Source organism: Streptomyces sp. NPDC029138 (genome assembly GCF_055564375.1).
In genome coordinates, this window is sequence record NZ_JBVHWM010000086.1 from 13,224 (window position 1) to 36,230 (window position 23,007).

Consider the following 23,007-nt stretch of genomic DNA (forward strand, 5'->3'; position numbering starts at 1 on the left):
CAGAGACCACCGCCGGGGCCAGCTTCTCCAAGGCGGCACCCTGGCGCCGGTAGGCCCACCGGGAGGACCGGTGGGGCGATGTTCACCGCGGCCAGCGCGACATCCGACGTGCGCCCGTCCGCCCTCCGGCAGTTCGTTCAGCGCCCCGGACCGCAGCACCTCGTCGACGCTGGCCCGGTTCGGGTGGAAGCCGGCGGTGTCGATGGCGTACCCGTCGCTCGGGCCGCCTCCGGTGACGATGCCGAAGCCCGTCTTGCCGTGGCCGGTCCAGTTCACGAGCTTCCCTGTGTGTCTTCTTCTGGTTGGCGTCCGAGGTGGTAGCCCAGGCGCATTTCGTAGTCGCCCGGCTGATTGCGTCCTGCGGCGAGCGCGGCCGGTAGCCTGCGCTTGGACCCGGGCCAGCCGAAGGAGTTGAAGTAGATCTCGTAGGAGGACTTCAGATCCTCTGCGGACGGCAGTGTGTACCGGTTGATTTGTTGCTTGACCGCTGCGATCGATTCTCTGTCGAAGGAGGCGATCCGGCGGGCGAGGGTGTCGACGAGCGCGTCGAGTTCGCCGTCGCGGACGGTGCGGTTGACCCAGCCGTACCGCTCGGCCAGCTCACCCGGGTAGTCGTCGCTGGACAGGGCCACCTCCAGCGCGCGTGCGCGGCCGAGGAGCAGTGGCAGATGTTCAAGGCCGCCTCCGCCGGGCAGGTTGCCGTTGGCGGTCTCGGGCTGGCAGAACAGCGCGCGTTCACTGGCGAAACGCATGTCCATCGCCTGGATCAGCTCGCTGCCGACGCCCCTGACCCGTCCGCGGACCTTCGCGATGGAGACGACGGGCAGGCGGGACAGGCGGGTGGTGGCGTCGACCAGCAGCGGGTATCCGCTTTCGCTCAGTGCCTTGGGGGTCTCGGCGACCCGGGAGGTGTCGTAGTGGTTCAGGAAGTAGTCGGGATTCGCCGACTCGAACACGGCGACCCGCAACTGTGGCTGGGCGTCCATCTGGTCGATCAGCTCCGGCAGTTCTGACATCATTTCCGGGCTGACGAGGTTGATGGGCGGACTGTCGAACGTGATCCTCCACAGACGCCTGGTCTCGGCGGTCACGGAGAAGTGGGTCCATTGCCTCACGGGTCCGTCTCCTCGGTTTTGAGCTGACCCCGCCTGACGACCAGGTCATGCGACGGAGGCGAGGTATAGGGGAGGCCCGCAGGTGCCGGCCGGGTCCTCGCGGTCCATTCTGTGGTCAGCGGCTGGCCGCAGATGGTGCACCGGTCCGCGGACTGCGCCGGATGGACGCCACTGGGTACAGGTGATCGCCATCGGCCCTGCCGCCTCCGGCGCCGCGGTGTGCCTCGCCCCCAGGGGTGCGGTGCTTCCACGCGATGGCCTCAAGGGTGCGGCGGTGATCGGCCCATCGCCACCCGCGGACCGGATCGGCCGGCATCAGCGGCTCGATCCGGCCCCACATCGCATCAGTGATCACTAATCGGACAGGCCCATCCGATCAACTGATCAACCCATCAAAAGAGACACGCCCTACAGTAGTCGGGCTCGCTCCCGACGGCACCCTGCTGCTGTGCGGCTACGGTCCGGAACCCCTCGTGCTGCCGACCCAGCCCATGGTCCTCAACCGCCTGCACGTGGCCGCCAACCCGTCCGGCTCCCCGCACGACCTGCGCGACGCCCTCGCTTTCTCCGCCGCGCACGGCATCCTCCCCGACATCGCGCCGATCACGCTGGACGACGCCCCGGCCACCCTCGACGCGATGGCCGCCGGCACCGCCCGCGGGCGCAGGGTCATCGTCTTCCCCTGACCCCGTCCGCCCTTCTCCAGCCGAAGAGCCCCAGGAAAACTCTGCTCGTGGCCTGCGGACCGCGCGTGGAGGCGCGGGACGTCCACGGGACCGAACCGTGCCGTCTCGCCGGGGACCCGGGTGCCCAACGTGACCTCAACGGCGCGCGGCTCACCGGTCGGCGCTCGCTCGGGGGGTGCCGGGCGGACGGCGCGCCTGCGCGCGGAGTCGGGAAACCACTCCGACCTTGCGTCGACCGCGGCGAACCTGGGAGGCTTCGCCCTCGGTACGCACTCCTCCGGACTCCTCGCCGAGTATGTCAGCAGCCCGCCGCGGACCCCCCTACATCGTCTTTCTCGTACTGGTGGTCCTCAGCACGCTCGGCGTAGCGCTCGTGCCCGAGACGGTGCAACTCAAGGCGGAGCGCCCCGCGTACAGGCCGCAGCGCATCTCGGCCGCCCCCGGAGGACCGGCCCGCGTTCTTCGCCTCACTCACGGCGTCCTTCGCCGCCTACGCGGTGCTCGGCCTGTTCGGCGCGCTCGCTCCTCGCTTTCTCGCCGGCACTCTGCACCATCCTCACATGCTCTGGCCGGCATCGTCGCGGCACTCGTGTTCGGAGCGGCGGGCGGCACCCAGATAGTGCTGCGACGCGCCGGCGTCCAAAGGCAGCTTGCCCTCGGTCTCAGCCTCATGGGTACCGGTCTCATCGCCCTGACCGTCGGCGTGTGGGTGCCCAACCTCGCGCTGTTCTTGGTCGGTGGCGTCCTGGCCGGTGCCGGGGCCGGCGTACTCTTCAAGGGGACCGTTGCCCATCGTGGTCGGCCTGGCTTCTCCGGACAAACACGGAGAGGCACTCGCGGGTCTTTTCCTCGCGGCCTATGTCGGCCTGACCGTGCCCGTGGTCGGTCTCGGCGTAGCGACCCTCCCTCCTTCTCCTGGTGTGCGCCGCGACCGGCCGCAAACTTCTCCGCCGCGAGTAGGGCTTGGTCACCTTCGCTCCGGGACGGCGTGGCGCCATGACCACTGCTGCCCACACCGAGATCGTCCGAGCACACCCGGAGCGCGGGCGCATCGGTACCATCAGCACGCCATTTCAATGCATGCCGAATTCCAGCAGGGGTAATGACTATCACGCTGAGCGCGCTCACCCGCGAGCAGGTCGAGGCAGCTGCCTCCCGGCGCATCCCCCTCCACCACACCACCGGGCTGCCGGGAAGCTGGTACGTCCTTGTCGGTGTCACACTCCACTACGTCCGCGACCTCGTCCAAGACGTCACCGGTGAGAAGCCGGACATCGTGGAAGCCCGCAAGGCGCTTCACGCCCTCGGGTTCCCGCTGTTCTGCTGGGCCTCCGACGGCATGGTCGACAAAGGTCACCCCTGGCACACCGGCCAGACCGGCTGACCGTCATCCCTTACCGGCATGACCCCTCGCCATCACGGCGGGGGCCACCCTCGTTGCGGCTGCCGGATGCTTCGTGGAGTCGCTACAAAGAGACCAAGACTGACGGCTCCGACTCTCTTGACCTGCAAAAGCGCATTGCGATCCTGTTCCTGGGGCTGCCAGGACGGCGCAGTACGCTGCTCAAGCGGCCCGTTTGCGGTCCATGGCCGCGATCGGAAGTGGTCGCCCCGGGCTCACATGCGCGAACTGTGGTCGTTGACCAAGCCGTTGCTGCCCAAGCCAGGTCCGGAACTGGCGGTGGGCCGACCGCGGTGTCATCTGCCCCAGGAGCTGGCTTTGGCTCGGGCAAGACCTGCTGGCGGTGCCTGGCCGTCTGGAACGAGGCAGGTGTGTCGGACCAACCGCACCCGGTGGTGCTGAAGAAGTCGACCACACAGCGGGACCAGTCGAGCTTCCTGGCCGCGTTCAATGCAGGAACTGCTGCGCCGAGCCGTTTCCCGCTCGGCCGAGCGGCTGGCGGGTGGGTGCGAGACCTTGGCGGACAACACCACGCGTGTCCGAATCTGTGGGCTGGCCGTCCGTAGACGCGGTGGCCACAAGCCCCGAACCACCCCAACACTTGAGCGAGTCAAGTTGGCAAGAGACCCGTATCGCCCCCGAGATCGTCACAGGGATGGTCATCGGCGTTCTACGAGCACTTCGGCAGGTCCGTCCTCGTCGAGACGATCGAGAGCACCGCCCGGTCGGCATGACCGTAGCCCGTCGGCTCGCGAGCGCCCGAGCGCGCCGGAGCCACGGCCGGCGGACCGGCTACGGAACCAGTGAGGTGGTGTTTGATGGCCGGCACAGACCCAGCGGCACGACTGCGGGATGCGTCCCTTCGCGTCACGGCACAGCGCACCGCCGTGCTCCAGGTACTGGAACAGCACCCGCACTCCGACGCCGGGTTCGTCGCTCGAACCGTACGAGAGGGGATCGGGACGGTGTCGCTCCAGGCCGTCTATGACGTGCTGGCGGCACTGAGCGAGGTCGGAATCGTGCGCAAGTTCCAGCCGGCCGGTTCACCCGCTCTCTTCGAGCTACGCACCGGTGACAACCACCACCATGTCGTGTGCCGCACTTGTGGTGCCGTCGCCGACACCGACTGCGCCGTTGGAGGACAGTCCTGCCTGACACCGTCAGCCACTGACGGCTTCGTCGTACAGGAAGCCGAAGTGGTCTTCTGGGGCGTGTGCCTTTCCTGCGCCGACTCCGTCGAGCCACAACGCGACTCGAACACGCCGCCCACCACCGTCAAGGAGCCGAAATGGCCTTCGAGGAAAACACCAAACCGCTGACCACGGCGGCGGGAGCACCCGTCACGGACAACCAGAACAGCATGAGCGCCGGCGCCCGTGGCCCGCTGCTGCTGCAGGACCTGTGGCTCATCGAGAAGCTCGCCCACTTCGACCGCGAGGTCATCCCCGAGCGGCGCATGCACGCGAAGGGGTCCGGAGCGTTCGGCACGTTCCGGGTCACGCACGACATCTCTCACTACACCAAGGCGGCGATCTTCAGCGAGGTCGGCAACGAATGCGAGATGTTCGCCCGGTTCTCCACCGTCGCGGGCGAGCGGGGTGCCGCCGACGCGGAGCGCGACATCCGCGGTTTCGCGGTGCGCTTCTACACGGAGGAAGGCAACTGGGACGTGGTCGGCAACAACACACCGGTCTTCTTCCACCGCGACCCCCTCAAGTTCCCCGACCTCAACCGCGCGGTCAAGCGGGACCCTCGCACCAACCTCCGCGACGCCGAGAACAACTGGGGATTCTGGACCAACCTCCCTGAGGCGCTGCACCAGGTCACCATCGTCATGAGTGACCGTGGGATCCCCAAGTCCTACCGCCACATGCATGGTTTCGGCTCGCACACCTTCAGCCTGATCAACGCCGCCGGTGAACGACACTGGGTCAAGTTCCACTTCCGTACCCAGCAGGGCGTCGAGAACCTGACGGACGAGGAGGCGGCGAACGTCATCGCCCAGGACCGCGAATCGCACCAGCGGGACCTGTACGAGGCCATCGAACGCGGCGATTTCCCGAAGTGGACCCTCTACGTACAGGTCATGCCCGAGGCCGACGCGGCGACCTATCGATTCCACCCCTTCGACCTCACCAAGGTCTGGAGCAAGAAGGACTACCCGCTCATCGAGGTCGGGGAATTCGAGCTCAACCGCAACCCGGACAACTACTTCGCCGACGTCGAGCAGGCCGCCTTCACTCCGGCCAACCTCGTCCCCGGCATCTCCTACAGCCCGGACAAGATGCTGCAGGGCCGGCTGTTCTCCTACGGCGACGCCGCACGCTACCGGCTCGGCGTCAACCATCACCAGATCCCGGTCAACTATCCGCGTGGTGCCAGACTGGTCAACACGTATCACCGCGACGGGACGATGCGCGTCGACGGCAACCAAGGCAGCGTCCCGGGCGTCGAGCCCAACAACTTCGGCCGGTGGGCCGAGCAGCCGGGTTACGCCGACCCCGCCCTGGCCATCGGCTCGACAGCTGATCGCTTCGATTTCCGCGAGGACGACGACGACTACTTCACCCAGCCCGGTGACCTGTTCCGACTGATGACCGCGGAAGAGCAGCAGGCTCTGTTCGACAACACCGCACGTGCCATCAAGGGCGCACAAAAGGCGACGGTGTCGCGGCACATCGAGAACTGCACCAAGGCGGATCCCGCCTACGGCGAAGGTGTGCGGAAGTCCTGCGAGGCCGTCGGCGCGCTCTGAGTCGTCACCGGACCGACACCTGTCCCGGCCTGCCCTTGGCGACCTCGAGGGGCAGGCCGAAGGCGTCCATGCGAGGCAGGTTTCGGTCGCGGCACTGGTCCCGGCAGACGTCGTGGGCGTGGCCGCGACCGGCGCGCCCAAGGGACGGTACTCACCACCGAGTCAGTGGAAGGGATCGGGTCCACGACCTCCTACGGGTCACTGGCGCTCCCTCAGCACGAACGGACAGGATGGTCCCATGAAGATGATCTCCTTTCCCCAGACCCAGATACGGGCATCGAACGTCGTCCTGGGGCTGATGCGCATCGCCGACCTCTCGGACGACGACATCCGCGCTCTCTACGGCAGCGCCCGGGACGCCGGGATCAACGCCTTCGACCACGCGGACATCTACGGCCCCACTCGCCACGCGTGCGAAGCGCGGTTCGGGCAGGCCGTCAAACTCTCCGCCGCGGAGCGGGAGTCGATCGTCATCCAGAGCAAGGTCGGCATCAGGCCCGGCTTCTTCGACTTCTCCAAAGAGCACATCGTGCGTACCGTCGACGAGTCGCTGGCGGCCCTGCGAACCGAGTACCTCGACGTGCTCCTGCTGCACCGTCCCGACACCCTCGTGGAGCCGGAGGAAGTGGCAGCAGCCTTCGACGAACTCCACTCGGCAGGGAAAGTCGTGAACTTCGGCGTGTCCAACCACACGCCGGGACAGATCGAACTGCTCAAGACGGCGGTGCGCCAGCCGCTCGTGGCCAACCAGGTGCAGTTGAGCATCACCCACTGCCCGATGATCGCCTCCGGAATCGCCGCCAACATGGCGGGTCTCGGCCAGTCGGTCGACCGCGACAACGGCCTGCTCGACTATTCACGCCTCCGGGGAATGACCCTCCAGGCGTGGTCGCCGTTCCAGAAGGGGTTCTTCGACGGGGTCTTCATCGGCGACCTCGAGAACTACGCGGAACTGAACGCCGCTCTCGATGAGTTGGCCGCGAAGTACGAGGTGACTCCGACCGGGATCGCCGTCGCGTGGATCACTCGTCATCCGGCGAACATGCAGGTGGTGCTCGGGACGACCAACCCTGGTCGGGTGGCCGAGTCGGCAGCGGGCTCGGAGCTCCCGTTGACCCGCGAGGAGTGGTATCGCCTCTTCCGCGCGGCCGGCCACATCGTGCCCTAGCTAGGGTGTGCGGCGAGTGGATCCTGAGGTGTCAGGATCCACTTCGTGGTGCGGCACGATCTGACGATTGCGTGTCCACACAGGCGTTCCCCGGGCTTCCGCGGCCCACCAACTGCGTTAATTGATCGGTTCGTTACGGGCTCTTGTGCCTGGGGGGAGCTAACCGGAATACTTCAGTCATCAACTTGTCAGGGACACGATCTAATTGTCGTGGCTCTGATCGCCAGACCTTGCTGTGCCTGAGGAGGCCGCCTTGAGGTTCAAGCGCACCACCTTCGCCACCGCGATAGCGTCGGTCCTGATCGTCGCCGGCGCCGTCGGAGCGCCTGCGCAGGCTTCCCCGAGCCCCGCCCGGCAGGCCAGGAGCGCCGCAGCGGCCGTGGACGCGTCGGGAATCGACGGCATCTCCTGGGGCTATGACAAGCGGGGCGGGCTGCTCGTGACCGCCGACAGCACGGTCTCGCGCGCCGACCTCGCCACGCTCAAGCAGACGGCGGCACGCTACGGGGACGCCGTGCGCGTCGAGCGAACCACCGGCACGTTCAGCCCGAAGCTGGATCCCGGCGATCCTGTCTACGGCGTCGGCGGCCCCTGGCTGTACACCTGCTCGCTCGGCTTCAACGTGGTCAAGAACGGCACCTACTACTTCCTGACGGCCGGCCACTGCGCCAAGGACGTCAGCACCTGGTACGCAGACCAGAACCGCAACACCCTCATCGGCAGCAACGTCGGATACAGCTTCCCCGGAGACGACTACGCCCTGGTCCGCTACGACAACACTTCGCTCAGCCACTCCGGCGGATACACCGCCGCGAACGCCTACGTGGGCGAGACGGTCACTCGCGACGGCGTCACCACCGGGGTGCACTCCGGCACGGTCACCGCGCTGAACGCCACCGTCCGCTACAGCCAGGGCGGCGGCACAGTCTACGGTCTGATCCAGACCACGGTGTGCGCCGAGCACGGCGACTCCGGCGGCCCGCTCTACGACGGAAACAAGGCCATCGGCCTCACCTCCGGCGGCAGCGGTGACTGCACCTCGGGCGGCACCACGTTCTTCCAGCCGGTCACCGAGGCGCTGAGCGTCTACGGGGTCAGCCTCCTCTGAGCCAGTGCACAGGAGCACCGCGCCTCCCTGCCGTTCCGGGCGTGGTGGAGCTGGTGGATCCCTGACGCGGTTGCCGATCGACGGCGGCACCCCCGTGCACCGCACTGGGCGCCGCCGCCTCGGACGCGCCAGTGTGCCGGTGAACGCAGGCCGAGGCGAGGCTCGCCATGCCGCCAGAACCACGCGAGCACGATGACGACGATGCCGGGCGGGGCGGTCAAGGGCACTGCCCGACTTCGACGAACGCCGCCCTGAGCGACGTCCACGGCGCCGGCCGCGCCGGCCGTTCCGGGTGCGCGACGACCGGGGGCCGGCCGGGAGCCGACGGCTGAGCTCCACGGCTGGGACTGCCTGCTCCTCATCTCCGCCGAAGATCGGCGGGCCGCGCCGGCCCGCCCAGGGACATGCCCGAGTGGGCCGGGCCTCATGCCCCGGGCATCGGCAAGCGCTCACGCACGGCGTCGAGCCGGTCCGGTGGGACCTCACGGGGTCTGCCAGAGGCGGGAAGTTCGCCGCTGCGATCTGGTGATTTCCGCCTGCGGACGCACAACGGGTGCGGCCGTGACTTGGCAGGGCAGTCCTCCAGGCGTGGCCGTCACCGATGCTTCAGGGGAACACCTGACAGGACGGTCCTCCGATCGCTCGCGAGGGTGTCGGCTCAAGGGCGGCGTTCCGGCACATTGTCGTGGACCCGCTCGGGGTCGGTGACCGCCACCGGCTTCAGCACCTCCTCGACGCGGGCCATGAGGTCGGCCTCCAGCACGACACCGGACGCCTTGGCGTTCTCCGCGACCTGCTCCGGCCGTGAGGCACCGATGATGGCCGCCGAGACGTTGGGGTTCTGCAGCACCCACGCGACGGCCAGTTGGGCGAGGGACAGCCCGGCCTCGGCGGCCAGCGGCTTGAGCTGCTGCACGGCCTCCAGCACCTCGTCGCGCATCCACCGCGCGATCATGTCGGCCCCGCCCTTGTCATCGGTGGCCCGCGAGCCCTCCGGGGGCCGGGCGCCGGGCTGGTACTTGCCCGTCAGCACTCCCTGCGAGATCGGCGAGTAGACCACCTGACCCATGCCGAGTTCCTCGCAAGCGGGCACGACCTCCGCCTCGATGACCCGCCACAGGGCGTTGTACATGGGCTGGTTGGACACCAGGGGGATGCGTAGCTCCCGCGCCAGCGCGTGAGCGCGCCGGATCTGCTCCGCGGGCCACTCGGAGACACCGATGTAGTGGGCCTTGCCGGAGTGCACGATGTCGGCGAACGCCTCCATCGTCTCCTCCAGCGGCGTGGCCACGTCGTACCGGTGCGCTTGGTACAGATCCACGTAGTCGGTCTGCAGCCGGCGCAGCGATCCCTCGATCGACTCCATGAGGTGCTTGCGTGACAGGCCCCGGTCGTTGCGCCCCGGACCGGTCGGCCAGTACGCCTTCGTGAAGATCTCAAGCCCCTCGCGGCGCTCGCCCTTCAGCGCCTCCCCCAGGACCGATTCGGCGCGTGTCGCCGCGTAGACGTCGGCTGTGTCGAAGGTGGTGATGCCCACCTCCAGCGCCGCATGCACGCAAGCGGTGGCCGCGTCCGCCTCCACCTGCGAGCCGTGGGTGAGCCAGTTGCCGTAGGCGATCTCGCTGATGACCAGGCCACTGCGGCCGAGGTGACGGTACTCCATGAGAGCAATCCTTCGGTGGTACGTGTGCACCGTCGGCGCAGCCGGGTGCAGGAGGACTTGGCAGGTGTTCGTCGGGCCACCGCAGGCGTTAGAAGAAGCGTGTGCCCGCTGAGACGCACGAGTAGCGGGTCCGCACTCTCAGGTGGTCGGGCGACGGTTCAGCTCCGACCTGCTCGGCGGTCTCGGCCTGGCGGCGGTCGGTGAACTGAACGACGCGTTGCACGGGTGGCTCCGGGAGGGTGCGGATGGGCGGTTGTGTCGACAATAACCACAACTTATGTCTTGTCAACAAGCAAAACCGGGGGTTGAGATGTAAGCGCACCAGCCGTAAATCGCAACGGACACTCACATATGTGCACTATGACCTCGGGCTGCTCACGGGCTGTTCCAGCACGGGCCCCGGCAGGCCGGACACGTGTGCCCGTACTACACGGCCGTGTCGGCCATTACCTCTCCGGACAGTGCCCCACCACGTTTCCGGCCGCCGGTTCCGGCTTCGGGGACGCTGTGCCGGCGAGGGAGAACGCGGTCCTCAGCTCCGGAAGGCGCAGGCTCGTAGGTTCGCTGCGGCTGCACTTGTCATCGGGCGTTGCAAATAATGCATCTCCACGTTGCGTGCACCACATCATGGCTCGAAAGTGACGGCCCAAGACCTGTAGCACCTCTCGGGACGCGTACAGGACTTCCGCCAGCACAAGCGGCGAAGGCACCGGCCCCGGAGGGCGCCGGAGCGTGGCCAGTCGGACGTACACAAGGAAGCATCGTGATCCAGAAGGAAACCGCGTTTTACAGCGAGGGCAGCCGTCTCAAGGCCACCGCCTACTACCCTGACGACCTCCCGGGAGGAGAGCAGCACCCGGCGCTCGTCATCAACTCGGGCTACCAGGGGTTCAACGAGTTCTACCCGAAGATGTTCGCTCAGCGGCTGACCGAACGCGGGTTCGTGTGCCTGGGCTTCGACTACCGCGGCATGGCGGACAGTGAGGGCGAAAAGGGACGGGTCCTGATCGAGGAGCAGGCCCAGGATGTGCGCAACGCGGTCACGTTCATCCGCTCGTGGGACGACGTCGACTCCCGCCGTGTGGGCCTCATCGGGTGGGGCATGGGCGCTGCCAATGTCATCCTCGCCGCCGAGAAGGGCGGCGACGACGTCGCGGCCGTGGCGTCCCTCAACGGGTTCTACGACGGGGAACGCTGGCTGAAGTCCATCCACACCTACGACGATTTCCTGAAGATCGTCGACGAGGTGGAGGAGGACCGGGTGCGGCGAGTGCTGCGGGGCGAGTCCAAGCTCGCTGACACCTTCGCCCACTACCCGCTCGACCCGGCCACCGACGACTACGTCCAGAAGGAACTGGCACAGGTCTACGGCTTCGGGCACCCCACTCGGCTGCAGTTCACGGAGTCCATCCTCGATCTGAAGGTGGAGAACGTGGTGGCGAACCTCGCGCCGACACCCCTGTTCATCGCCCACGGTGAGCGGAACTCGCTGCATCCCTACGACGAGGCCCTGTCCCTGTACGCGTCGGCCGCTTCGCCCAGGACCCTCTACACGATCAACGGGCGGCACAACGACTTCATGTACGGCGACCACCCGGAGTTCCTGCTGCTGTGCGACCGCCTGAAGGAGTTCTTCGACGCCGCCTTCAGTGCCTCCGCCGCTCGGCCCCGGAGCATCTCGGCCTGACAGCGGCCCCGGATCGCCCCGGCACGGAAACCTGTCCCGTCCCGGCACCGGAGGCGGCGCGCGGAGGAGCGGTGCAAAAAATGCAACCGCCTGTTGCGTACCTCACGTGCGCACTCTAGTTACTGCATACCGCTACCTAGGATTCGGTATGGCTCTCGAGCAGAAACAGACTCACCCCGCCTCGCGGAGCGGTGCTTCGCGAGTGATGGCGATCCTGGACGCGCTCGCGTCCGCGGATCCGGCCGCCTTCCCCGACGGCCTGAGCGTGGCCGATGTGGCCAGGGTGCTGGAGCGCGAGAAGTCCGTCGTGTCCCGGCAGCTCAAGAGCCTGCTCGAGACGGGCATGGTCGCCCGGCGTCGTTCGGGGCGGTACGAGCTGAGCTGGCGGCTGTTCGCGCTGGCGGTGCGAGCGGGAGACCAGCGGCTGACCAAACTCGCGGCCCCGTTGCTGCTCAGGCTGACCGAAACGGTCCGGGAACGCACCTACCTGAGCGTGCTCAGCGACGGTGAGGTCCTCACCGTTCTGTCGGAGGGCTCCCGGCGGTCGATCGAGGCCGTGAACTGGGTGGGCCGTACGATCCCCGTGCACCGCAGTTCCAGCGGGATGGCCTTGCTGATGGACTATGAGGACGAGCACATCATCGAGATCGTCCGACGCGGTGAGAACCGGGTGTCGGAGCGTGAGGCGCGCGAGTTCCTCGTCCAGGTGCAGGAGGCCCGGCGGCGGGGATACACGGTCGCGAACCGCGTCTTCGACCCGGAACTCATGGGCATCGGGGCACCGGTCAGGGATTTCACCGGGCAGGTCAAAGCGGCGGTGAACATCTCCGGCCCCGCGTTCAGGATCGAGCCGCACCTCCAGGCATTCGGAGGGCACCTGCTGTCGACGGTGCGGGGCCTGCAGGCCTCCCTCAGCTCCGACGTGCGCTCCTGCGCCGATCCGAGCGACCCCTGACGGCCGCCGAAGCGACCCGACAACCATCCGTCCGAGCCACGAAACCGGAGATCACCATGCGACATCTCGCTCCTCCCCGTCCCGAGTCCGGCCCCGCCGGCCCCCGTCAGGCGGTCCTGAACACGCTCGCAGGCCGTCCCTCGAGAGGGGCGGCCACGCCGTGAAGCTCATCTCCTACATGGCCGACAACGCGAGCTACCTGGTGTTCCTGGCCGAGCAACACATCGAGCTGGTCCTCGTCAGTGTCGCAATCTCCGCGATCGTCGGAATCGGGCTCGCCCTCGCCACGCAGTCCTCCCCCGGCCTGCGCAGCGCCCTGCTGTCGCTGACGGGGTCCCTGCTGACCATCCCCTCCTTCGCCCTGTTCGCCCTCATGATCCCCCTCCTGGGGCTCGGTGTGGCCCCGACGATCGCCGCCCTTTCCGTGTACGGGGTTTTCCCGATCCTGCGCAATACGGTGACCGGCATCGAAGGGGTCGACCCGGCCGTCGTCGAGGCGGCCCGCGGCCTGGGCATGGGCCCGGGACAGCGGATGCGCACCGTTGTCCTGCCCCTGGCCTGGCCAGTGATCCTCAACGGGATCCGCACGGCGACGATCATGCTGGTCGCGACGGCTGCCATCGGAGCCGTCGTGCGCGGCCCTGGTCTGGGACAGCTGATCTTCCGGGGGCTGGAGCGGATCGGGGGAGCGAACGCACTGGAGGAAGCTCTCTCCGGAGTGATCGGAGTGGTGCTCGTCGCTCTGGTCCTCGACCTCCTGTTCATCGTGATCGCCAAGATCACCGCTCTGCGAGGATTGAATGTCTGACAGGCCCATCCCGAGCCCCGACACCATGATCTTTCTGGACGAGGTCTCCAAGCGATACCCCGGCCAGGACAAGGCGGCCGTCTCCGAACTCTCCATGGAGATCAAGCGAGGAGAGTTCGTCGTCCTGGTCGGCCCGTCCGGATGCGGGAAGACCACCACCCTGCGGATGATCAACCGCCTCGTCGAGCCGACCCACGGGCGGATCTTCATCGGCGGCAAGGACGTCACCCACGCCGACGTGGACGAGCTGCGGCGCGGCATCGGCTACGTCATCCAGCAGATCGGCCTGCTCCCCCATCTGACGATCGCGGACAACATCGCCCTTGTGCCCAGGATGCTCAAGGTGAAGAAGTCCGAGCGCCGTCAGCGAGCGAAGGAGCTGCTGGAGATGGTCGGACTGGACCCGGCCACCTATGCCGACCGTTACCCCCGGCAGCTCTCGGGCGGCCAGCAGCAGAGGGTCGGCGTCGCCCGCGCCCTCGCCGCGGATCCGCCGGTGATGCTGATGGACGAACCGTTCGGCGCCGTGGACCCCATCGCGCGGGAAAAGCTCCAGATGGAGTTCCTGCGGCTCCAGGAACGGATCCGCAAGACGATCGTGATGGTCACCCACGACATCGACGAGGCGCTCCGCCTGGGCGACCGCATCGCGATCTTCGGCCCCGGCTCCCGCCTGGCCCAGTTCGACACGCCCCTGGCGATCCTCAGCAACCCCGCCGACGACTTCGTCCGCGACTTCGTCGGGTCCGGCGCCCCGGTCCGCCGGCTGTCGCTCCTGAAGGTCTCGGATGTCCTGGCCTCCGCGCCCTCCGACGTGCCCAGCGCGGCGAACTCCATCGCCATAGACGCCGGTGAAACCGTTCACAGGGCACTCGAGCTGGTTCTGGCTTCACGGGCGGAGGGCGTCGAGGTCAGTGTTCCCGGGGACGGCACCCGCTACCTCGACCTACAGACCCTGCTCACCGCGGCAGCCCAGCCGGCGAAGGTGCTTTCATGAGCGCCGGGGCCGTCGGGGCAACCACCGGTTCGGGGACACGCCGCTCCCGCACGTGGGTGCTGCCGCTGACCGTCCTCGTCCTGCTGGGCGCCCTCTGGGCCTACGTCAGTTCCCTCCAGCTGGACTCCATCGAGACCCGCAGCCTGGCCCCGGACGTCGTGCTGACCGCCCTGTGGGAGCACGTCCAACTCGTCGTCGCCTCGACGCTGCTGACCGTCGCCATCGGTGTCCCCCTCGGCGTGCTGCTGACCAGGCCCGGCATCAGCAGGGCGGGGGTGATCGTGCTCGCGGCGGCCAACGCAAGCCAGGCGGTGCCGTCGATCGGGGTGCTGGTGGTGCTGGCCATGGTCTTCGGCGTCGGCTTCTGGATGGCCGTGGTCGCCCTGGTGCTGTACGCACTGCTTCCCGTGCTGCGCAACACCATGGTCGGGATCCGTCAGGTCGACCCCGCGCTGATCGACGCCGGCCGGGGCATGGGGATGAACGCCCGGGAGGTGCTGTTCACCATCGAGCTGACTCTGGCGGTCCCGGTGATGCTGGCAGGCATCCGCGTGGCACTGATCCTCAACGTCGGCGTGGCCACCCTCGCCGCATTCACCAACGCCGGGGGCCTCGGCTCCGTCATCTCCTCCGGCATCTCCCTCGACAGGACGCCGGTGCTCGTCGTCGGCAGCGCCCTCACGATGGCCCTGGCCCTGACCGTCGACTGGCTGGCCGGCCTCGCTGAACGGGTCCTGCGCCCGCGCGGCATCTGAGACCGCTCCTGTTCCGTCCCACCCAGACACCCTCAAGCACCACGAAAGGGCTTCAGCATGCGCAGAACCATGACGGCCGCAGCGGGCCTGCTCAGCCTCGCGCTCACCAGCGGCTGTGCTCTCGGCAGCAGCGGCGCCGACAAGGGGAGCGGCCCGGCGAGGAGCGGCCCCCTCAAAGGGGTCACCGTGAACGTCGCGTCGAAGAACTTCACCGAACAGCTGCTGCTGTGCGAGATTACTGCCCAACGGCTCGAGTCACAGGGGGCGAGCGTCAAGCGCACCTGCGGCATGAGCGGAACCAACGCCGTGCGTGCGGCGCTCACCAGCGGCGACGTGGACATGTACTGGGAGTACACCGGCACCGGCTGGCTGGCCCTGCATCAGCGGGGGAACATCACCGACCCCCAGGCCCTGTACGAGAAGGTCAGTGCGCTGGACAAGTCCAGGAACGACGTGGTGTGGCTCCCGCCGGCCGCGGCGAACAACACCTATGCCGTCGCGGTGGAGACGTCGGCGGCGAAGAAGCTGGGCGTGGCCACGCTCTCCGACTACGCCGAACTCGTCTCGAAGGATCCGGGCAGCGCGGGCTTCTGTGGCGCCTCGGAGTTCTTCGGGCGCGACGACGGGTGGCCGGGGTTGCAGAAGGCGTACGGTTTCAACCTCCCCAAGAGCGACGCGGCGGAGCTGGCCGAAGGCCCGATCTACAACGCCGTCGCCAAGGGCAATCCGTGCAACTTCGGTGAGGTCTTCGCCACCGACGGCCGCATATCCGCCCTCGGGTTGACCGTCCTGAAGGACGACAAGAAGTTCTTCCCGCCGTACAACCTCTCCCTGAACGTCCGAGGCACGGTCCTGAAGAAGTACCCGAGGGTCCAGACGGTGATGGATCCGGTGAGCAAGCTGCTGGTCACCGCCCAACTGCAGAAGCTGAACGCGGAGATCGACGTGGACGGCAAGAGGCCGGAGGAGGTCGCGAGCCAGTGGCTCAGCGCCAACAAGCTGAAGTGACGCAGAGCGTGGAGGAGCCGGCCACGCTTCGCGTAGGGCTCCTCCAGACCGCACCCGTCTTCGGCGCGGTCGAAGAGAACCTCGCCCGCATCACCGAACTGCACGACAGCGTCGGCCCGGTCGACCTCGCCGTCACCCCGGAACTCTCCGTCAACGGCTACGGATTCACGCCCCCCACCGAGACGAACCTCCTCACCAGCGACGATCCGCGGCTGGCTGCCCTGGTGTCCGCGGGCGTCGCCGTGGGCTTCACCGAGAAGAACCCGTCCGGGCTGCCCTGGAACAGCTACCTGCTGGCCGACCCACGGACCGGGACCCGGTACCTGCAGCGCAAGCTGCAGCCCGTGTCCTACGCGCCGTGGAACGAGCACCTCTCGTTCCAGCCGGGCGCGGAGCTGCGGACCGCCGGCTTCGGCGCGGCCAGGATCGCCACGGCCATCTGCAACGACATGTGGCATCCGGTCATCCCGTGGCTGGCGGCCCAAGGCGGCGCCGAAGTCCTGATCGTGCCCGTGGCCAGCGTGGAAGGCTCCGACCCGGCCAGGATCCGCCACACATGGGAGGTGATCCTGGAGCACGCCGCGGTGCTGCTGCAGTGCTACGTCGTGTTCGTCAACCGCTGCGGCACCGACGGCGGGGCCCGGTTCTGGGGCGGCTCACGCGTTCTGGGCCCGGACGGCAGTGTCCTCGTCTCCCTCGGGGACGAGCCGGGTGCCGCTGTCGCCGAGCTGGACATGACGGCCCTGCGCCGGCTTCGGGCAGAGGTCCCTCTCCTCGCGGAATCCCGCACCGAGTTCCTCGCCGGAGCCTTCGCGACCAACCTCGGCCCCGAGAGAGAGCAGCTCCGTGTTTGACGTTCATGTCCATGCCGCTCCTGACGTCCTCGACCGCATCGGGTACGACGACCAGATCGGGGCCGGCTACGCGGCGGCCGGTTACAGCGGCTTCGTGCTGAAGGCCCACCACGAATCCACCGTGGGCCGGGCCAGCGCCCTCAGCCGCTCATCCGGACTGGAGGTGGTGGGAGGCATCACCCTCAACCGTGCCGTCGGCGGGATCAACCCGGCGGCCGTCCTCTCGGCGCTTTCCACGGGCGGCCGGGTCGTGTGGTTCCCCACGGCGGACGCCCACACCCAGGAAGCCGCCCGACTGCCACGGCTGGGGGACCTGGACGGGCGTCTGGACCGCTCGGTGCTGTGCGTCCCGCCGGTCCTTCCCGCGGACGACGCCGCGGTCAAGGACATCGCCCTCGTTCTCGACCTGATCGCCGAGCACGACGCGGTGTTGTGCACAGGGCATGTCAGCGGCGAGGAATGCAGGTGGCTGCTGGATCAGGCCCAGGCCCGGGGCATCGGAAGGTTCCTGCTGACCCACCCCTCCTACACCGTCCCCGGCATGCGGGTGCGGGAAATCGCCGAACTCGCCGAGCGGGGGGCCCACGTCGAGATCACCGCCTACCAGCTCTTGCACCAGCCCGGGATGACGGCTGCCCGACTGGCTGCCGTCGCCCGGGCGGCAGGACCACGTCTGGTCCTTGCCTCCGACGCGGGACAGCCCGACAGCCCCGAACCTCCCGCCGCCCTCGAACAGCTCATCTCCGCGCTCGCCGCCGAGGCACTGGACCCCGGATGGCTCCGCGACGCGGGCGGCGACACCCCTCGGCACCTCGTCCTCCCATGACGGCCATCAAGGGAAGCGATGGACGCGCTGAACGCGGATCGCTTCCTTCGTCCGCACGAGCCCTCGCAGACGCGACTGCGCTGCGGCACGAATCCACGTCCACCCCGGCAGGCCCGACGGCCCCTCAGGAGCAGCACCGATGGAAGCGACCACGGCAGACGATGCACAGCCCCGCACCAAGGCGTTCCTCGACGCCCTGCGGGGACAGCTCGGCGACCTCGTCGACGGCTCGTCCCTGACCAGGGCGCTGTACGCGACCGACGCCTCCAACTACCGAGTCGTCCCGGAGGCTGTGCTCACGCCCAAGTCCAAGGACGATGTGATCACCGCCGTCGACATCGCCCGTGCCCATGGAGTGCCGGTCACCGTCCGGGGAGGAGGCACCTCCTGCGCCGGGAACGCCGTGGGCCCCGGCCTCGTGATCGACTTCTCCCGCTTCATGAACCGTGTCCTGTCCATCGACCCCGATTCCTCCACGGCGGTCGTGGAACCCGGGGTGGTCCTGAGCACCCTCCAGACCGCCGCCCTGCCCTACGGGCTTCGCTTCGGTCCCGATCCCTCCACCGCCACCCGCTGCACCATCGGCGGGATGATCGGCAACAACGCGTGCGGTCCGCACGGCCTGTCCTACGGGCGTACGGCCGACAACGTGGTGTCCCTGACCTGGCTGACCGGCCGCGGCGACGTCATCACGGCCGGTTCGGGCTCCGAAGGTCTCGCCGTGGTGCCCGGTCTGGACTCCTTCGTCAGGCAGAACCTGGCCGTCCTGCGCACCGAGTTCGGACGCTTCGGACGGCAGATCTCCGGCTACTCCCTGGAGCACCTGCTGCCGGAGAACGGACACAACCTCGCGGCCGCCCTGACCGGCACCGAAGGCAGCTGCGGAATCCTCCTCGAAGCCACGGTCACACTCGTGCCCCGGGCAGCGGCGTCGGCGCTGGCCGTCCTCGGCTACCGCGACATGGCCACCGCCGCGGACGACGTGCCGAATCTGCTCCCCTTCCGCCCGCTCGCCCTGGAAGGCCTGGACGCGCAGCTCATCGAAGTCGTCCGCCGGGCACACGGTGCCGTCGGCGTCCCCACCCTGCCCGCCGGTGGCGGATGGCTGATCGCCGAGGTCGGCGGCGCCACCCCGGAAGAGGCGGTGGGGGCCGCACGCGAACTCGTCGCCGCCGCCGGCTCGGCCGACACCCTGGTCCTGCCCGCAGGGCCCGAGGCGACCAGGCTCTGGCAGATCCGCGCCGACGGTGCCGGCCTGGCCGGACGCACCGCCGACGGCAAGCAGGCCTGGCCGGGCTGGGAGGACTCCGCAGTCCCCCCGGAACGCCTCGGCGACTACCTGCGCGGACTCCAAGCCCTCATGGCGGCCGAGAACGTCTCCGGGCTGGCCTACGGCCACTTCGGCGACGGTTGCGTCCACGTCCGTCTCGACTTCCCCCTCGACGGCGACGGCACCCTCATGCGCAGGTTCCTCGAACGCGCCGCGGCGCTGGCCGCCGAGCACGGTGGCTCCCTCTCCGGCGAGCACGGGGACGGACGCGCGCGCTCCGAGTTGCTACCCGTCATGTACAGCCCCGAAGCCCTGAGCGCCATGGAGACCTTCAAGGCGCTCCTGGACCCCGAAGACGTCATGAACCCGGGGGTCGTCGTCCGCCCGGCACCGCTGGACGCCGACCTCCGCCGTCCCCAGGCCCGGCGCCTGCGCGCCACCGACGGCTTCGCCTTCGCGCACGACGGCGGAGACATCACCGATGCCGTCCACCGGTGCGTCGGGGTCGGCAAATGCCGGGCCGACAGCGGCGGACAGGGCGGATTCATGTGCCCCTCGTACACCGCCACCCGCGACGAGAAGGACTCCACCCGGGGCCGCGCGCGGATCCTCCAGGAGATGCTCAACGGCGGCCTCGTCTCCGACGGCTGGAGTTCCCACGAGGTCCACGACGCTCTCGACCTGTGCCTGAGCTGCAAGGCCTGCGCGAACGACTGCCCCACCGGCATCGACATGGCCATGCTCAAGTCCGAAACGCTCCACCAGAGGTACAAGGGGCGCCTGCGTCCGCTCAGCCACTACACACTCGGCCGGCTCCCGCAGTGGCTCAGGCTCGCCGCGCCACTGGCCCCGCTTCTCAACCTCGCCGGCCGCGTACCTCTGCTGCGCAGAGCCACGACGGCGGTGATGGGAGCCGACCCTCGCCGTTCGCTGCCGACGCTGCCCCGAAAGCCGTTCCGCCGGAGCAGACCGCCGACGAGGTCCGCGAGGCGGACCGGGGCCAAGGTCGTGCTCTGGGTCGACTCCTTCTCGGACGCCATCGATCCAGACATCCCGCGGGACGCCCTCGAAGTCCTCTTCGCCGCCGGCTGTGACGTCGAGATCGCCGGCCCAGGGGCCTGCTGCGGTCTGACCCTCGTCTCCACCGGCCAGCTCACCGCCGCCAAAGCCCGACTGCGCAGGACACTCGACGTTCTGCTCCCGCACGTCAGGGACGGAAGGACGGTCGTCGGCATCGAACCCAGCTGCATCGCCACGCTCCGCTCGGACCTCGTGGAACTCCTCGCCGACGACCCCCGCGCCACCGAGCTCGCCCGCTCGGTCAAGACCATCGCCGAGTTCGTCACCTCCATCGGCTGGACGCCGCCGCGAGCAGCCGAAAAACTCCTCGTCCAGCCCCACTGCCACCACTACTCGGTCATGGGTTACGACGCGGATCAGGCGCTCCTGGAAGCCATGGGCCGTGACGTCGAGATCTCCGCGGGATGCTGCGGCCTCGCCGGGAACTTCGGCATGGAGAAGGGCCACTACGAGATCTCCGAGAAGATCGCACGAGAGGGCATCCTCGCCAAGGCATCCGCCAGTCCTGACCGGCGGATCCTCGCCGACGGGTTCTCCTGCCGCACTCAGGTCCGCGACCTGGCCGGCCTCGACAGCCGCCACCTCGTGCAGATCATCGCCGAAGCCCTCCGGCGCTCATCGCCCACACGAAGGTGAGCCCGGTGAGTGGCGCCGGGGCGCTGCCAGAGGCCGAAACCGTGGCACCTGCCGCACGGTGGGCTTGATACTGGAGCGGACGGACCATTTCCGTCCGGGGGCCGACTGGCGAATCGACACGGACCCGGGCGGGACCGCCGTAGACCACCGGCAGGAGGTTGATCGGGTCCATGCTGTCGTACCTCGCGGTCTGCTTCCCTGTCGCCGGGCCGTCTGCCAAAACTGGCTCGGCCCGGCACCGGTGATCAACCCTCCCGGCTTCACCGGAGAAGACGTGCGGCTCATGCCCCGCAGGAAGGACGATCGGCCTGAAGGGCCATCGATCGGCTCCGTGGAAGTCGCGGGCGGCGATCTTGGCGAGCAGCACGCGGACGTGGTCGTCGGCGGCTAGTACTGCAATCACAGTTATGGGGTTTGGTGTGATTGAGTGTCCCGGTGTCTGTGGATCTTGGTGTGCGTCAAGTCGAGTCCTGGCGTGAGGCGTTGGCCGGGTTACACGCGCGGTTCGCGTCGCGGTTTGCCCGCTCGGAGCCGCGGGGCCGGGCGTTGGAGTACATGGCCGGGCTGGTGGCACCGCTGGAGCGTAAGAACGGCTGGTCGCTGGCGGAACGCGCTGGTGAGGCGCATCCGATCGGGATGCAGCGGCTGCTGGGCGAGGCGGACTGGGACGTCGACGGGGTCCGCGACGACGTCCGTGACTTCGTCATCGAGAGCATCGGCGACAAGGACGCAGTGCTGATCGGCGACGACACCGGGTTCCTGAAGAAGGGAGTCCGCTCGGCCGGGGTGCAGCGGCAGTACTCCGGAACGGCCGGCCGCACCGAGAACTGCCAGATCGGCACCTTCCTCGCTTACGCCTCGCGGCGAGGGCGGGCGTTGATCGACCGGGAGTTGTATCTGCCGAAGTCCTGGACCGACGACCGTGAGCGGTGCCGGGCGGCCGGCGTCCCGGACGAGGTGCCGTTCGCCACGAAGATCGAGCACTTCCAGGCCATGCTCCAGCGGGCTTTGGATGCGAAGGTGCCGTTCGCGTGGGTGACCGCGGACGAGGCATACGGGCAGGTCAAGCGAGTGCGGTACTGGCTGGAGCAGCGCGCGGTCGCGCACGTGCTGGCGACCAAGGTCAACGACACCGTCATCACCACCCGGGGCGCCGAGGCCCGGGTCGACGCCCTGGTGGCCGGCCTGCCGCGGCAGGCATGGAAGCGCGTGTCAGCAGGAGCCGGCGCCCATGGGCACAGGTTCTACGACTGGGCCCGGATGCCGATACGGATCTGGTGGGAGAACGGCTTCGGCCACTGGGTACTGGCCCGCCGCAGCGTCAGTGACCCGACCGAGATCGCCTACTACGTGTGCTACGGCCCGGTCGGCACGCGGCTGAGGGACCTGGCCCGGGTGGCCGGGGCCCGGTGGCAGGTCGAGGAATGTTTCCAGGCCGCGAAGAACGAGTGCGGCCTGGACCACTACCAGGTCCGCCGTTACGACGCCTGGTACCGACACATCACCCTGTCCATGGCCGCACTCGCCGCACTGACCGCCATCCGTGCCCAGGAACTGTCAAAGGGGGCAGCGATCTTGGACAAACCCGCCTGATACCCCTGTCCGTCGCGGAGATCCGCCGCCTGATCGGACTACTCCTCCGCCCCCCACACCTCACTCCGACACACCATCTGCGCTGGTCATGGTGGAGACGGCTCAGTCAGACCCGCGCTCGCCTCAGCCACTACAAACGGCGAGGCCAAACCCCATAACTGTGATTGCAGTACTAGGGTCTGTTGCGAAAGTGGATCTTGTTCGTTGATGATCACGTGCTGTGGGACGTGGGGATCTGACGAACGGCCAGTGGGCCCGGCTTGAGTCGATCGCCGACTGGGGGGGGCAAGCTCGGCGGCCCTGCAGCAGACGGACCTCAGCGCCGGCCTTCTCCGCGGCCTTCAACCACATCGGATTTCGCGTACCCGAAGCGGGCGAGCCGGTTGGATCACGTCAGGGGCACAGGCGGTGCGGGGCGGCCGCATAGAGCAGTGCGCGGCAGATTGTTCAGCGTGCGAGCGCGGACCTGGTACCCCGCAGGAGCGGGCGAAGTCAGGACCTGCGTCGTCTTGACCGTAAAGACGTTCGGGCGTACTGCTGCGTGGGGGGGGGGGGGGGGGGGGGGGGGGGGGCGAGAAAAGGGGGGGGGGGGGGGAGAGACTCATAAGACGCGATGGGGGGTTCCGAAACCCCGAAGAAGG

19 protein-coding genes and 1 pseudogene are annotated in these 23,007 nt (G+C 68.4%); 16 read left to right on the forward strand and 4 right to left on the reverse strand.

Annotated features, from left to right (window positions below; translation table 11 throughout):
* Positions 1–272 precede the first annotated feature (272 nt).
* A complete protein-coding gene (locus ACZ4WH_RS39440) occupies positions 273–1,091 on the reverse strand; it encodes an enoyl-CoA hydratase/isomerase family protein (RefSeq protein WP_468190066.1) in 819 nt (272 codons plus the stop codon).
* A gap of 259 nt (positions 1,092–1,350) precedes the next feature.
* Positions 1,351–1,455 (reverse strand): annotated as a pseudogene (locus tag ACZ4WH_RS39445) (transposase); the annotation flags it as partial.
* A gap of 133 nt (positions 1,456–1,588) precedes the next feature.
* On the opposite strand from ACZ4WH_RS39445, the gene ACZ4WH_RS39450 reads away from it, so the two are divergent.
* Positions 1,589–1,801 (forward strand): hypothetical protein, encoded by a 213-nt coding sequence (locus ACZ4WH_RS39450; protein ID WP_468190068.1) that lies wholly within the window; start codon positions 1,589–1,591, stop codon positions 1,799–1,801.
* 556 nt (positions 1,802–2,357) lie between these two features.
* Here the strand turns inward: ACZ4WH_RS39450 and ACZ4WH_RS39455 are convergent.
* Positions 2,358–2,594, reverse strand: a complete 237-nt coding sequence (locus tag ACZ4WH_RS39455; RefSeq protein ID WP_468190070.1) for a hypothetical protein — start codon at positions 2,592–2,594, stop codon at positions 2,358–2,360.
* Between the two features lie 309 nt (positions 2,595–2,903).
* Between ACZ4WH_RS39455 and ACZ4WH_RS39460 the strand changes: the two genes are divergently transcribed.
* From ACZ4WH_RS39460 to ACZ4WH_RS39480, 5 genes are all read left to right on the forward strand, one after another.
* Positions 2,904–3,185 carry a hypothetical protein gene (locus tag ACZ4WH_RS39460; protein WP_468190072.1) on the forward strand — a complete coding sequence of 94 codons (282 nt, stop codon included), beginning with the start codon at positions 2,904–2,906 and terminating at the stop codon, positions 3,183–3,185.
* Between the two features lie 836 nt (positions 3,186–4,021).
* Entirely contained in the window at positions 4,022–4,522 is a 501-nt protein-coding gene (locus ACZ4WH_RS39465; RefSeq protein WP_468190074.1) for a Fur family transcriptional regulator, read from the forward strand.
* The gene (locus ACZ4WH_RS39470) at positions 4,492–5,958 is read left to right on the forward strand and encodes a catalase (protein WP_468190076.1); all 1,467 of its coding nucleotides are present in this window, start codon (positions 4,492–4,494) and stop codon (positions 5,956–5,958) included. The genes ACZ4WH_RS39465 and ACZ4WH_RS39470 overlap by 31 nt, the downstream gene beginning before the upstream one ends.
* Before the next feature lie 238 nt (positions 5,959–6,196).
* Positions 6,197–7,126: an aldo/keto reductase gene (locus tag ACZ4WH_RS39475; protein WP_468190078.1), complete on the forward strand. Its 930-nt coding sequence runs from the start codon at positions 6,197–6,199 to the stop codon at positions 7,124–7,126.
* 253 nt (positions 7,127–7,379) lie between these two features.
* Positions 7,380–8,234 (forward strand): S1 family peptidase, encoded by an 855-nt coding sequence (locus ACZ4WH_RS39480; protein ID WP_468190080.1) that lies wholly within the window; start codon positions 7,380–7,382, stop codon positions 8,232–8,234.
* A gap of 658 nt (positions 8,235–8,892) precedes the next feature.
* Here the strand turns inward: ACZ4WH_RS39480 and ACZ4WH_RS39485 are convergent.
* Positions 8,893–9,897, reverse strand: a complete 1,005-nt coding sequence (locus tag ACZ4WH_RS39485) for an aldo/keto reductase family protein (protein ID WP_468190082.1) — start codon at positions 9,895–9,897, stop codon at positions 8,893–8,895.
* A 763-nt stretch (positions 9,898–10,660) separates the two neighbouring features.
* On the opposite strand from ACZ4WH_RS39485, the gene ACZ4WH_RS39490 reads away from it, so the two are divergent.
* From ACZ4WH_RS39490 to ACZ4WH_RS39535, 10 genes are all read left to right on the forward strand, one after another.
* Positions 10,661–11,584 (forward strand): alpha/beta hydrolase, encoded by a 924-nt coding sequence (locus tag ACZ4WH_RS39490; protein ID WP_468190084.1) that lies wholly within the window; start codon positions 10,661–10,663, stop codon positions 11,582–11,584.
* Positions 11,585–11,789: 205 nt separating this feature from the next.
* The gene (locus ACZ4WH_RS39495; RefSeq protein WP_468190086.1) at positions 11,790–12,539 is read left to right on the forward strand and encodes an IclR family transcriptional regulator; all 750 of its coding nucleotides are present in this window, start codon (positions 11,790–11,792) and stop codon (positions 12,537–12,539) included.
* Between the two features lie 160 nt (positions 12,540–12,699).
* On the forward strand, positions 12,700–13,347 hold the full coding sequence (locus ACZ4WH_RS39500; protein ID WP_468190088.1) for an ABC transporter permease: 648 nt from the start codon (positions 12,700–12,702) through the stop codon (positions 13,345–13,347).
* 25 nt (positions 13,348–13,372) lie between these two features.
* The gene (locus tag ACZ4WH_RS39505) at positions 13,373–14,344 is read left to right on the forward strand and encodes an ABC transporter ATP-binding protein (RefSeq protein ID WP_468190105.1); all 972 of its coding nucleotides are present in this window, start codon (positions 13,373–13,375) and stop codon (positions 14,342–14,344) included.
* Positions 14,341–15,099, forward strand: coding sequence for an ABC transporter permease (locus tag ACZ4WH_RS39510; RefSeq protein ID WP_468190090.1), 759 nt, complete (start codon positions 14,341–14,343; stop codon positions 15,097–15,099). Before ACZ4WH_RS39505 ends, ACZ4WH_RS39510 begins: the two co-directional genes overlap by 4 nt.
* Before the next feature lie 57 nt (positions 15,100–15,156).
* Positions 15,157–16,107, forward strand: coding sequence for a glycine betaine ABC transporter substrate-binding protein (locus ACZ4WH_RS39515; RefSeq protein ID WP_468190092.1), 951 nt, complete (start codon positions 15,157–15,159; stop codon positions 16,105–16,107).
* Entirely contained in the window at positions 16,104–16,961 is an 858-nt protein-coding gene (locus tag ACZ4WH_RS39520) for a carbon-nitrogen hydrolase family protein (protein ID WP_468190094.1), read from the forward strand. The genes ACZ4WH_RS39515 and ACZ4WH_RS39520 overlap by 4 nt, the downstream gene beginning before the upstream one ends.
* Positions 16,954–17,787 carry a DUF6282 family protein gene (locus tag ACZ4WH_RS39525; RefSeq protein ID WP_468190095.1) on the forward strand — a complete coding sequence of 278 codons (834 nt, stop codon included), beginning with the start codon at positions 16,954–16,956 and terminating at the stop codon, positions 17,785–17,787. The genes ACZ4WH_RS39520 and ACZ4WH_RS39525 overlap by 8 nt, the downstream gene beginning before the upstream one ends.
* Positions 17,788–17,926: 139 nt before the next feature.
* Positions 17,927–20,773, forward strand: coding sequence for an FAD-binding and (Fe-S)-binding domain-containing protein (locus ACZ4WH_RS39530; protein ID WP_468190097.1), 2,847 nt, complete (start codon positions 17,927–17,929; stop codon positions 20,771–20,773).
* Between the two features lie 453 nt (positions 20,774–21,226).
* Positions 21,227–22,366 (forward strand): IS701 family transposase, encoded by a 1,140-nt coding sequence (locus ACZ4WH_RS39535; RefSeq protein ID WP_468190099.1) that lies wholly within the window; start codon positions 21,227–21,229, stop codon positions 22,364–22,366.
* Positions 22,367–23,007: the final 641 nt, after the last annotated feature.

What these genes read in the sequence shown, in the direction of transcription:
- ACZ4WH_RS39470 (WP_468190076.1), top strand. Translation starts at nt 4,492, where the DNA reads ATGGCCTTCGAGGAAAACACCAAACCGCTGACCACGGCGGCGGGAGCA.
- ACZ4WH_RS39485 (WP_468190082.1), bottom strand. Translation starts at nt 9,897, where the DNA reads ATGGAGTACCGTCACCTCGGCCGCAGTGGCCTGGTCATCAGCGAGATC.
- ACZ4WH_RS39510 (WP_468190090.1), top strand. Translation starts at nt 14,341, where the DNA reads ATGAGCGCCGGGGCCGTCGGGGCAACCACCGGTTCGGGGACACGCCGC.
- ACZ4WH_RS39530 (WP_468190097.1), top strand. Translation starts at nt 17,927, where the DNA reads ATGGAAGCGACCACGGCAGACGATGCACAGCCCCGCACCAAGGCGTTC.
- ACZ4WH_RS39475 (WP_468190078.1), top strand. Translation starts at nt 6,197, where the DNA reads ATGAAGATGATCTCCTTTCCCCAGACCCAGATACGGGCATCGAACGTC.
- ACZ4WH_RS39460 (WP_468190072.1), top strand. Translation starts at nt 2,904, where the DNA reads ATGACTATCACGCTGAGCGCGCTCACCCGCGAGCAGGTCGAGGCAGCT.
- ACZ4WH_RS39455 (WP_468190070.1), bottom strand. Translation starts at nt 2,594, where the DNA reads ATGGGCAACGGTCCCCTTGAAGAGTACGCCGGCCCCGGCACCGGCCAG.
- ACZ4WH_RS39495 (WP_468190086.1), top strand. Translation starts at nt 11,790, where the DNA reads ATGGCGATCCTGGACGCGCTCGCGTCCGCGGATCCGGCCGCCTTCCCC.
- ACZ4WH_RS39505 (WP_468190105.1), top strand. Translation starts at nt 13,373, where the DNA reads ATGATCTTTCTGGACGAGGTCTCCAAGCGATACCCCGGCCAGGACAAG.
- ACZ4WH_RS39465 (WP_468190074.1), top strand. Translation starts at nt 4,022, where the DNA reads ATGGCCGGCACAGACCCAGCGGCACGACTGCGGGATGCGTCCCTTCGC.
- ACZ4WH_RS39515 (WP_468190092.1), top strand. Translation starts at nt 15,157, where the DNA reads ATGCGCAGAACCATGACGGCCGCAGCGGGCCTGCTCAGCCTCGCGCTC.